Below are 10,408 nucleotides of genomic sequence, written 5' to 3' on the forward strand. Positions count from 1 at the left end.
CGCAACCAATTAAAAGCTACTGAATCTTTTTAAGCGAATAATTTAAGACGTCTGAAAGCTTCTCACCTGTCTGAGTATCACGTAGCTCAACAAAATTTTCACCAACGAAAAATGTGTAGTTATCAGCATGCTCATCCAAACGGATAAGTGACGGTTGCTGCGGATCAAAAGCAAATTGACCGCTCACTGTGCGCGGACTTAATGCTTGGTTATTTTTTAGATAGTGCTGATCAAACGTGTACTGGCCATCACTAGTTAAAGTCAATTTAGTTTGAATACCCTCACAATCAGCGCAAGGGAAAAGTCCTTCATACACCCCTGCCCAATCCAAGGAATTTTGCGCCGTATGATGGTCCGGCACCATCGTCTGAGTTTGCTGGTTAACAACAGGACGATGAGTCACTTCATCTGAAGTAGAATGACACGCAGCCAATAACAAAGAAAGGCACACAACGGATAGTATTTTTTTCATCTTAAAAAACCAATAATTGATTATGAACATACGATTATCATAACAATCACAACTTGCGAGTTCAATAATGATTTTCCCATTCTTAGCGTTTTAGCTAGTGTGACAGTGGCTCTCAAATGAATATAATAAAATACTCTCTATTGCTTAACTTTTTGCAAAAAGACGTCATGCGTACTCTTACTCCCATCTTTGCTTTTTTATTAGCCTTAGTGTTTAGTGTTTTTTTGCCATCAACATCGATTGCAAAAAGCGCTGATGAAGCTGAAGCGGTCACGATTGAGCAATTACAGCGTCAATTAAAAGACATTCCGGTAACGAGCAAAGATAACAATGATTTGCAGCGATTGAACGCCGAGCTCAACCAAATTAAGCAACGTGCCGATGTACTACTAAGTCAGGTAACTCAACAGGTCGTTGAGCTAGAACAAAAGCTGAGCAGCATCAGCCAACCGGCGACAGCCCCAACAAGTGATCCCGCTGACCCACAACCCGCCGAGCAAGCTCCCGAAGAAGTGGCTGCACCTGAACCTGGTCCAGTCGAGGGACCGGAAACTTTATTCATTGCAGAGCAACGCGATGCCTTACAAAAGGAGCACGCACGACTCGATGCCCAACGCAAACATTTAATATTAATTATTAGTGAAGCGGAAGAAAAAAGTAAACTCCTCGTCGCCGAACGCCGACAGCGCTTTAAAGATGAGCTTTCTTTACAAGTACGCAGCATTTTAAACCCTATGTTTTGGAGTAATTGGCGTCAATCATTACCGGCAGACATCACGCGTCTGCAAGCATTCAAAAGTGAATTAACGGATATTAGCAAGCTGGCCGTGAGCCCAGCAAATCGCTGGCCATTAATGATTGGACTGATCTTTAGTGCGCTTGTTTTTGTATTTGCCAATCGCTTCCTGAATCAAATGCTCAATCTCTTTTTAGTTAGAGTCATCCCCACCGGGCGCGCTCGGCGTTCTTTCTTTGCCCTCTCCAAAGTGCTGTTTAGAATCCTTGCCTTTGCTATTGTCTGTTTAGTGTTTTACGCAGGACTCAATTGGCACGATATATTAAGCGTGGAATTTAAACTTTTCTTACGACAGATTTTTTATAGCATATTATTTTCAGCATTTATTTATGGGCTGGGAGAAGCCATCCTATGCATCAAACATGATAGCTGGCGATTGCTTAAATTAAGCTTTGAAGAGGCCTATAATTTACGCCGTTTCCCTGTATTGCTGATGATCATCTCGCTCGTTTATCAAGTGATGCTTAGTACCGGCAACTACATAGAACTCGATTTTATTAGTGAAGTAAATATAAAAACCATCTTCACACTACTGCTTTGTTTATGGTCACTAACTTTTTTCTCACGCTTATCCTATGGTCGTGTACGTAGAAAAAAAGACAAACACACGGCACAGAGCAATGGCGATCAGTCGGTAGATAATGCTTCCGGCTCGTCACACGATGCTACATCACAGGCAGCAGCTCATCAGACGGTTAATAGCGGCAAGCACACCCTTTTCCCAATCTGGCTGCTCTCCTTAATTGGCTTATCCTGGTTCTTTGCTTTACTTGCTACCATCATCACCCTAACCGGTTACGTCAGTCTCGGCTCTTTTATGGTTAATCAACTGGTTTGGACGGTGTTGGTCTCTGCAAGCTTCTATATCGCTTGGAAGCTAACTGACGATGCCTACCAAGCATTATTCGGTTCACAGGCCTTGATAGGAAAATACCTAATCACAAGCTATGAATTTAGTGAAAACGTCCTGAATCAATTCATTGTGATTTTGTCCGCGATTAGCAAGGTGCTATTGATGTACGCCTTGATTAAAATCCTGCTCCTGCCCTTTGGGACTAACATCACTGAATTTGCTCAGGTGTCCAACATCCTAAACACCTTAGTTACTCAAAACACCTTTGCCCTAACCACGAGCGGCATTATCAGTGCAATTGCTATCTTTTTGCTAGGTTTCTGGGTTATTCGACTGTTTAAATCATGGCTTGAGACAAAGTATTTCCCCAACACCAAACTAGAGACTGGTGTGCAGTCAAGCATTTCAACTATGTCAGGCTACTTAGGTGGCGTCGCGGTCATCGCCCTAAGCTTAGGCTCGATGGGACTAAGTTTTGACAAAATAACATGGGTCGCCAGTGCTCTATCCGTCGGTATCGGTTTTGGTTTGCAGTCGATTGTACAAAACTTTATTTCAGGTCTCATTTTATTAACTGAGCGCCCGGTCAAAGTCGGTGATTGGGTGGTGGTTGGTAATGACGATGGCGATATTAAACGCATCAATATTCGCGCCACAGAAATTCAATTATTTGATCGCTCGACACTTATTGTGCCAAACTCAGAATTTATTACCAAAGCCGTACGCAATATGACCTTGGATAAAAGTGAAGGTCGTGTAAAAATCACGCTGTCTTTACCTATTAGTACCAATCCTCGTATCGTATCCGACATGATTCTTGAGGTCTTTGGTGAACACGAATTAGTGCTTGACGAGATGGCTCCATTTATCCGTTTAGACAGTGTCGATGGCGGTAGTCTAACCCTATCAGCCACCTGCTATGTACCGAGCCCACGCCTAGTTGGTCAAGTACGTACAGAGTTATTATTTGAGATCCTTGATCGTTTACATCAAGCAGAAATCACCTTGATTAATCCGGTGCATATTAATCAAATTAATACAGCAATGCAGCAGTCATCGCCACCAACAACAAATCAAGTGGACATGTTTAAAAGTTAGTATTTAGTGATTTAGTGAATATGACAAGCAGCGCAGTGGCAAAACTCAGCTACCCCTGGCTTTTGCCACTCTGCGCAAAAAAACTTGAGCCATTTTCACGGTTTGAATATCACCTTTTTCCGTGGCTACCTCAACTGCCTTGTTAAGCTTTTCTTCAGCTGCATCCAGTTTGCCATGTTCATAATGAATTCGGCCTAACCAGAACCAAGAGCTCGAATGCAAGGGGTCAAATTTAACTGCTTGCTCAAGATGGGCAATTGCTTGGTCGTATGCCTCTTGTTCGGCATAGGCTTTGCCAAGGCTGTATCGCAAGAGCAGGTTGTCATTACCCGATGCCAACATATTTTCTAAACGCTCAATTAACGGTCCCATCACATCACCTCTATGTTGTTTAACACACTCAATTGTAGACAAGCCATCTTAAATTGCAATCATCCCCCTATATGGGACTGCGCATTAAATCGTTCTTTTTAACAAGGGCACACGAGAGAAAACAAATGCAGTTAGCAGCGACACGATCAACACGACTAAAATACTTACTAAGATAAACCCCAAACTGACAGACACGCCATACTGATGAGACAGTGCAAATAAAATATCAATAAAAAAAGGATGAACTAAATAAATAGCAAATACAAGCGACGCTATTTTTTTGTTAATTGCTTTTGAAATCAAGACACCGTCTATGCTTTTAAATAAATACAAGATACTCAGCGACATCGGGATCATTGTCACGCTCAAATATCTGTAAATATATTGCCCCACATCCATTTCAAAAAAGTACAGTCTGATAAAACACGCCAACACAGTGATGATGATCGACCCGACGAATACAGCCAATAACAAAGACAAACGGTACTGATTATCATCCGTTCTGACGAGATAGCCCGCCATAAAATACGGAACAAAGCTTAAAAACCAAAAAACAAAGACATCAGTATGGCTGACAAAAAAAGCATCAATGAATGTATTAAGCGCGGCAAGAACAAATAAAATAAAGGTAATCAAGACGAGCTGTTGTCGATTGCACCGTTTAACTATCATCCTTAATAAGGGAGTAAAGAGATACAGACAAACAAGCATGTAGAGATACCACAGGTGATAATATGGCTCCCCCGATAATAGGTTGTCGAGCAATAGGCTAAAATCGACATATCCCCAGCTCGACCACTGCCTTAACGCCGTCCAACTTAAAAAGAACACACTCCAGAAAACTAGTGGTACCCCTATCCTGTTTAAGCGTTTTTTATAAAAAACTTTAGTACTTTCTTGCTTGTTCGGGTCCAAAAGTAAGGCACCGCTAATCATGACAAAAACCGGTACGCACCATCGAGTCGCAGATTCAAAAAAATGCCTAAACCACCAATCACTGTCTATTATGTCGTTATAGGGTAGGAACTCTCCAGACACATGGAGTGTAATAACCGCCAATATGGCAACTACCCGCGCATTGTCCAAGAAGTACATAATTGAGCGCTCACCTCGCTACTCCTATCTTTCTCGATAAACGATCAAATGAGAATAAGAAAAACCGATCACCAGGCTGATAAATGAAAAGACGACCATCGTCACTAACGGTGCCAGCGCCATCTCATCAGCTATATTGCCCATCACAACGCTCAAAACGGCCATAAATGATACAAATGACACATAACGACGCTTGCTAATTTTTGCCTTGAAAGTGAATCTTGCATTGGCATAAAAAGAAAACGTGAGGGCGAACATATAAGCAATAAAATTGCTCCACGCCTGATTTAGCGTAGCACCATATAGCAAAAAGAAAAATACCGACCAGTGCACCACGGTATTAAGGAGGCTTATGCTGACATATCTGCTAAACAAGCCGAAGATCGATCTATACATCAGGCGTATTCTTGTTGTTAGCCCCTAATTCCTAAGAGCATATGTCATGACGATGACAACTAGTGTGAAAATATTTGACTAAATTATATCATAGGGCGAACGATATCTAATATAAGAACATCCAAAATCACCTCAAGACGCTCAGGCTAATGTGTCCACTCACTTGGTCAAATCCCTAATTAGCACTTTATGAGCGGGTATGCTATACTAATCTATTGTCACCCATGTGACTAACCTTCGGATACATGGTACCTAGCTCCTACCACATTCTTTAAGTAGAGTTTCTACTTAAAGCGCACTAAGGCTTGATTGCTTTTCAAGCACTTCATACATCTTCCCTTTTGGGAATACTACGTCGTTTTAGTATCCGTTCAACTCGCTACGCCCTAGCACCCAAGAACTACTTCGCTAAGTAGCGTCTTTGCTTTGCTATGTCTTTTAAAAATTTTACAGGAGAAACTATGTCAAAAGAAGCATTAATCGAAATGAAAGGTTTAGTTACTGAAGTACTACCTGATGCTCGCTTTCGTGTCACGCTAGACAATGGCCACCCTCTCATCGCTTATACCGGTGGCAAAATGCGCAGACACCGTATCCGTATTTTAGCGGGTGATGAGGTCTCCCTAGAGCTATCACCTTATGACCTTGATAAGGGCCGTATCACCTATCGCCATCTTCCTAAGCGCTCATCAAACAAAAACTTTGGCAAGAAATCATAGTCGTTTATAACCACACAAGCTATTCATGACCAAGACAGCTCTCCTCCACCACAAGAGGAGAATCTGACACCTCCCCAATTTCCTAATTTCAACGCAACACTTAAGCTTAGTCAATAACATCCAGTTACCATTAATACGAATTATTTATTTATTTTGTATTAGTCTTGTCAAAATGACATGGTATAAATATAAAGTTCTCTGCAGCCAATAGAATAAAACGAATCAATTGCAGGGTTTTAGTTTTTGAAGGAATTGTTTTGACTAAAGTACAAAAGTTCGAACGTGACAATCTCTCACCCCATCTCAGCAAGGATGGATTAGCCATTTTTGAACGCTATGTCTTAAACTCCAATTGTTACCTGGAATACGGTTCAGGCGGTAGTACATTACGAGCACATAACTTAGGCGCTAAGCATATTATTTCTGTCGATTCTTCAAAGGATTGGACTCAAGCCATTAAGAAGAGTCTAAATGGTTCGACAAACGCAGACTTACTTTACTGTAATATCGGTACCATCAGTAATTGGGGCAAACCGGTCAACGATGACGGTATTAAAAATTACCATAACTATATGGTCACACCATGGAAAGTAGCCAACAACAAAAATCTTGACGTAGATCTCATTATGATTGATGGTCGCTTTCGTGTCGCCTGCTTCCTCTATAGTCTGCTCTGTGCAAAACCCGGCGCAATCATCTTGTTTGATGACTATACGCTACGTCCACGCTACCACGTAGTGGAAGAGTTTTGCCCTAAGATAAAAAGTTATGGCAGACTCGCTGAGTTTGTAGTCAATAAAAACTACAATCTGCCTGAATTAGTCGCAAGGATCAGTGAATATTCAATTGTACAGGACTAGTAGTCATCCATGGCATATGAGCGAGTTAACAGGTCATTCATATGCCATTTTTAGGTATGTGCCAAAACTATCCGCTACAGCCACCACAACAACTTCCTGCCACTAACGTAATCGGCAACAAATCAAAACCGCCAGCCGGGTACTTTGCATGCACTGCTTCATGATTAGGACTCAACAAAAAGCCTTGCGTATCACGCAATAAAGCACCAATCACTAGGCGTAGCACTAATCTCGCTAAAGGCGCACCTGGGCAATAGTGAATGCCTGCACCATAGAGTAAGTTATGCTCACCATTACGCTCAGGACAAAACTCGTCGGGGTCGCCAAAAACGGCTTCATCGCGGTTAGCAGATGCCCAAAGTATAGTTAGTCGTTGATTTGCCCCAATGGTCTCACCACCAAGTGAAACTTCTTTGGTAGTCACGCGACGGTTTGAAATGAGTGGAGGATGGATACGCAGTATCTCATCAATAGAATCATCTAATAACGCTGGTTGCTCACGCAATTTCTGCTGTAACTCCGGATGATCTGCTAAATACTTTACAACAATACCGACACAAGCGGCAATCGTGCCTAACTCACCAACCGTCCAATTACGCAAAATACTGACAATAATCTCATCTGCCAACACCTGACCATCGACGGTTTCTTGCATCAGCGCTGTCGTCAAATCATCAGGTGCATCTTGACCGTCTGCACGACGAGTATTTAATAACTCGCGAATAAAACCGTCAAACTCAAGTGCAATCTCTGACATTGCCGGCCGATCCTGTGCCAAGGTAGCACGATGGTTCTTACGTACCCACTGAGTTAATGGCTCCTGTAATGATTCAGGCCATCCCAAAAAAGCACATTGAACCTGTACTGCATAGACACGCGCAAAGTGTTCAATCAGATCAAATTCTGTATTTTTAGGTGCGTTTTGTACTAAGGTATCGGCGATTTTCTGACAGGAATGCTCAAATGCTGCCATCCGCTCTTCATTGAAATAAGGATCGATTAATTGACGATAAACGGTATGCTCTGGCGGATCCATACCATTAGGTACTGAAACATGCTTAGAGACCACACTGCTAAACGTATCATGATCATTAATCACGGACAACACATCAGCATGCTTAAACAATGCCCAATGCAAATGACTATCGTGCTTCACGGGACAGGCACGCCTAATCTTATCGTAGGCAGCGATAGGCTCTGAAGAAATGGATGCTTGGTAGACATCATCCGAAAGTTTTTCATTATTACTCATTGCTATTACTCCTTTGAGTTCTTACTCAAAATAGCATACTCTCTATCTGACGACCTTGATGAGCGTCAATGACATAGTGTTTTTGTCAAGTAATATAAAAAATCGGTGAAAAGCAAACGCCCTCCGATTTCGTCTAGCGATGTCTAAGCAAATAATACTAAGAAATACCTACTGCTCTAATGTAAGCCTGGAAGGCTCGGCCCGTTTTAAATTCATAAATGGTAATACTAGCAAGTAAACAACCATACCTACCAACATCCCTAAAAACAAATCGATCAACATGGTGAGAAAGGTAGAATCAATTGATAAGCTGGCAATTAGTCCATGCAGCCATGGCCAATTATGAGTAAAAATGCCACCGCCAACTAAAAACATGGCTATCGCCCCTATAATGGCCAACCCACGCATTAAATGAGGCATAAAAGCAATCATGCCACGACCTATTTTTTTGTAATAGCGCGATTCTTTTTGCATCAGCCATAGACCTATGTCATCAAGCTTTATGATTAGCGAGACAAATCCATATACTAGCACTGTAATCCCGACACCAATTGCAATCATGACCATTGTCTTAGGCAAAATACTCATTGTTGCCACAACACCCATGGCAATAATAATTATCTCAGCAGATAAAATAAAATCAGTACGTATGGCGCCATTAATTTTAGTGCGCTCATCTTTTGTTGAATCTACTGCTGTTTCTGTGTGTGTCTTGCCTAGCGAATGATTTTCCACATTCGGCTCTAGCTGGTGAGCTTCTCGGCGCCCTTTAACGTGATGTATTACTTTTTCCATGCCTTCAAATGACAAATAAGCACCACCAATCATCAAAAGTATAGTGATCAGGATTGGAAAAAAATAAGAAATCAATAATGCAGCGGGGATAATAACGGCTTTGTTTTTGAATGAGCCTTTGGTTACCTCCCATATCACCGGCAATTCGCGTTTAGCCGATATACCGGTCAACTGATTGGCATTAACCGCTAAATCATCGCCCACTATTCCTGCAGTTTTCTTGGCTGCTACCTTTGTCATCGCAGCGACGTCATCAAGTACGGTAGTGACATCATCCAGCAAAGTAAATAAACTAGCAAAAGCCATGGCTTATACTCATTAGAAGTCGTTAATGGCTAATTATAAGGCGTTGATATTAAACAAAAGTAAGAAATTGTACTTACTTATTGTTAGAAGATAATTTGCAAACAGTAAGAAGCTCGTTAATGAAATTGAGCGGTGAGATAAAGAAAGAATATGCAAGATGAAGACAACTAAATACAGCCCACTTGCTAATGCAAGTGTGTAATGACCCTGCACTTTCTGCTCCCCTTATGCCGCTAACGCCTCGCTGACTTCATCTCTGTACTCATGGTCAAATTTTCTCCATCATATCAAACTAAGGCATGAGCAGATTTATACTGGAGCAGTACAAAACCGCCATTCTTATAGCAATTTTTCATTCCATTTAATCTTACAGAAGGTGTATAAGGATTTTTTAAGCACTCCACTAACTTGTTTTTAAATTGTCGCTTTATTGTAAAATCGAGCTTACTCCATTCTTTTTCAGCTTCAACTTTAAAAAGCAACTTATAGTTCATCTAGAGAAACCTCAATGTCTGCTGAGCTTTCACGTTGTCTAACAATTTCAGCTAGCTCCATATCTTCGAGTTTATCCATTAAAGCCTCATAGGCATCGGCAGGAACACAGTAAAAAACAGGCCGATTACGATTTAATACAGCTACTGGAAATCCTTCTGCTTGATTGATTACAGCCATCGGATTTTTTTTAATTCACTAATACTAGTTGAATTAACAGCATAAATTTGACGAATTGACATGAAAATCTCCTTAACACCTTAAAGACGGTAATCCTCCCACAAAACCATAGCAATTAGAAGTAGAATTTCTTATAAAGGAAATTCAATGAAGAGATCACGATATACTGACAGCCAAATTATGGCGATTCTTAAACAAGCCGAAGCCGGTACGCCAGTGCCGGAGCTGTGCCGAGAGCATGGCATGAGCAGCGCCACGTTCTACAAGTGGCGTGCTAAATACGGTGGCATGGATGCCTCCATGATGTCTCGCCTTAAAGAGCTTGAAGCGGAGAATCAGCGTCTTAAAAAGATGTATGCCGAAGAGCGTCTGAAGGCTGAGATCGCTCGCGAGGCCATCGAAAAAAAGTGGTAACGCCATCTCGACGCAAAGAGATGGCGCAACGCGCAGTCACGCAATTTAGAGTGAGTATACGAGTGGCATGTGGAGTATTTAGCATCAGCCAGAGCTGCTATTACTACCAGCCTAGACAAGCCGATGAGAACGAGGTCATTGCTGACTGGTTGATTCGATTGACTACCGCTCAACGCAACTGGGGCTTTGGCCTATGTTTTCTGTATTTACGTAACATTAAAGGCTTTAAATGGAATCACAAACGAGTGTATCGAATCTATCGTGAGTTAGAGTTGAACTTGCGTATCAAACCAAAAAAACGCCTTGTC

General features: G+C 41.7%; 11 protein-coding genes and 1 pseudogene. 4 read left to right on the forward strand and 8 right to left on the reverse strand.

The window, feature by feature from the left end; all coding sequences use genetic code 11:
• Nucleotides 1-16: 16 nt before the first annotated feature.
• On the reverse strand, nucleotides 17-472 hold the full coding sequence (locus B092_RS0105215) for a copper resistance protein NlpE (protein ID WP_018574197.1): 456 nt from the start codon (nucleotides 470-472) through the stop codon (nucleotides 17-19).
• A 167-nt stretch (nucleotides 473-639) separates the two neighbouring features.
• On the opposite strand from B092_RS0105215, the gene B092_RS0105220 reads away from it, so the two are divergent.
• Nucleotides 640-3,219, forward strand: coding sequence for a DUF3772 domain-containing protein (locus tag B092_RS0105220; RefSeq protein WP_018574198.1), 2,580 nt, complete (start codon nucleotides 640-642; stop codon nucleotides 3,217-3,219).
• Nucleotides 3,220-3,264: 45 nt separating this feature from the next.
• On the opposite strand, the gene B092_RS0105225 is transcribed toward B092_RS0105220, so the two are convergent.
• The 3 genes from B092_RS0105225 to B092_RS0105235 form a co-directional block, all read right to left on the reverse strand.
• Nucleotides 3,265-3,591, reverse strand: coding sequence for a tetratricopeptide repeat protein (locus B092_RS0105225; protein ID WP_018574199.1), 327 nt, complete (start codon nucleotides 3,589-3,591; stop codon nucleotides 3,265-3,267).
• An 84-nt stretch (nucleotides 3,592-3,675) separates the two neighbouring features.
• On the reverse strand, nucleotides 3,676-4,686 hold the full coding sequence (locus B092_RS15020) for an acyltransferase (RefSeq protein ID WP_026253621.1): 1,011 nt from the start codon (nucleotides 4,684-4,686) through the stop codon (nucleotides 3,676-3,678).
• A 24-nt stretch (nucleotides 4,687-4,710) separates the two neighbouring features.
• On the reverse strand, nucleotides 4,711-5,082 hold the full coding sequence (locus B092_RS0105235) for a GtrA family protein (RefSeq protein WP_018574201.1): 372 nt from the start codon (nucleotides 5,080-5,082) through the stop codon (nucleotides 4,711-4,713).
• 461 nt (nucleotides 5,083-5,543) lie between these two features.
• On the opposite strand from B092_RS0105235, the gene infA reads away from it, so the two are divergent.
• Entirely contained in the window at nucleotides 5,544-5,801 is a 258-nt protein-coding gene (gene infA / locus B092_RS0105240; RefSeq protein WP_018574202.1) for a translation initiation factor IF-1, read from the forward strand.
• A gap of 257 nt (nucleotides 5,802-6,058) precedes the next feature.
• Nucleotides 6,059-6,661 (forward strand): hypothetical protein, encoded by a 603-nt coding sequence (locus B092_RS0105245; RefSeq protein WP_018574203.1) that lies wholly within the window; start codon nucleotides 6,059-6,061, stop codon nucleotides 6,659-6,661.
• A 67-nt stretch (nucleotides 6,662-6,728) separates the two neighbouring features.
• Here the strand turns inward: B092_RS0105245 and B092_RS0105250 are convergent, their stop codons facing one another.
• The 4 genes from B092_RS0105250 to B092_RS13765 form a co-directional block, all read right to left on the reverse strand.
• A complete protein-coding gene (locus tag B092_RS0105250) occupies nucleotides 6,729-7,913 on the reverse strand; it encodes a cytochrome P450 (RefSeq protein WP_018574204.1) in 1,185 nt (394 codons plus the stop codon).
• A 168-nt stretch (nucleotides 7,914-8,081) separates the two neighbouring features.
• Nucleotides 8,082-9,014, reverse strand: coding sequence for a DUF808 domain-containing protein (locus tag B092_RS0105255; protein WP_018574205.1), 933 nt, complete (start codon nucleotides 9,012-9,014; stop codon nucleotides 8,082-8,084).
• A gap of 287 nt (nucleotides 9,015-9,301) precedes the next feature.
• Entirely contained in the window at nucleotides 9,302-9,508 is a 207-nt protein-coding gene (locus B092_RS13760) for a type II toxin-antitoxin system RelE family toxin (RefSeq protein ID WP_018574206.1), read from the reverse strand.
• Nucleotides 9,498-9,686 carry a type II toxin-antitoxin system Phd/YefM family antitoxin gene (locus tag B092_RS13765; RefSeq protein WP_018574207.1) on the reverse strand — a complete coding sequence of 63 codons (189 nt, stop codon included), beginning with the start codon at nucleotides 9,684-9,686 and terminating at the stop codon, nucleotides 9,498-9,500. Before B092_RS13765 ends, B092_RS13760 begins: the two co-directional genes overlap by 11 nt.
• A 147-nt stretch (nucleotides 9,687-9,833) precedes the next feature.
• Here B092_RS13765 and B092_RS15025 point away from each other — a divergent pair.
• A pseudogene (locus tag B092_RS15025) lies at nucleotides 9,834-10,408 on the forward strand (transposase); the annotation flags it as partial.

Origin of the sequence: Oligella ureolytica DSM 18253 (genome assembly GCF_000373745.1) — a bacterium.
Classification (GTDB): domain Bacteria; phylum Pseudomonadota; class Gammaproteobacteria; order Burkholderiales; family Burkholderiaceae_B; genus Oligella; species Oligella ureolytica.

What these genes read in the sequence shown, in the direction of transcription:
- B092_RS13760 (WP_018574206.1), bottom strand. Translation starts at nt 9,508, where the DNA reads ATGAACTATAAGTTGCTTTTTAAAGTTGAAGCTGAAAAAGAATGGAGT.
- B092_RS0105255 (WP_018574205.1), bottom strand. Translation starts at nt 9,014, where the DNA reads ATGGCTTTTGCTAGTTTATTTACTTTGCTGGATGATGTCACTACCGTA.
- B092_RS13765 (WP_018574207.1), bottom strand. Translation starts at nt 9,686, where the DNA reads ATGGCTGTAATCAATCAAGCAGAAGGATTTCCAGTAGCTGTATTAAAT.
- B092_RS0105225 (WP_018574199.1), bottom strand. Translation starts at nt 3,591, where the DNA reads ATGGGACCGTTAATTGAGCGTTTAGAAAATATGTTGGCATCGGGTAAT.
- B092_RS0105235 (WP_018574201.1), bottom strand. Translation starts at nt 5,082, where the DNA reads ATGTATAGATCGATCTTCGGCTTGTTTAGCAGATATGTCAGCATAAGC.
- B092_RS0105250 (WP_018574204.1), bottom strand. Translation starts at nt 7,913, where the DNA reads ATGAGTAATAATGAAAAACTTTCGGATGATGTCTACCAAGCATCCATT.
- B092_RS15020 (WP_026253621.1), bottom strand. Translation starts at nt 4,686, where the DNA reads ATGTACTTCTTGGACAATGCGCGGGTAGTTGCCATATTGGCGGTTATT.
- infA (WP_018574202.1), top strand. Translation starts at nt 5,544, where the DNA reads ATGTCAAAAGAAGCATTAATCGAAATGAAAGGTTTAGTTACTGAAGTA.
- B092_RS0105220 (WP_018574198.1), top strand. Translation starts at nt 640, where the DNA reads ATGCGTACTCTTACTCCCATCTTTGCTTTTTTATTAGCCTTAGTGTTT.
- B092_RS0105215 (WP_018574197.1), bottom strand. Translation starts at nt 472, where the DNA reads ATGAAAAAAATACTATCCGTTGTGTGCCTTTCTTTGTTATTGGCTGCG.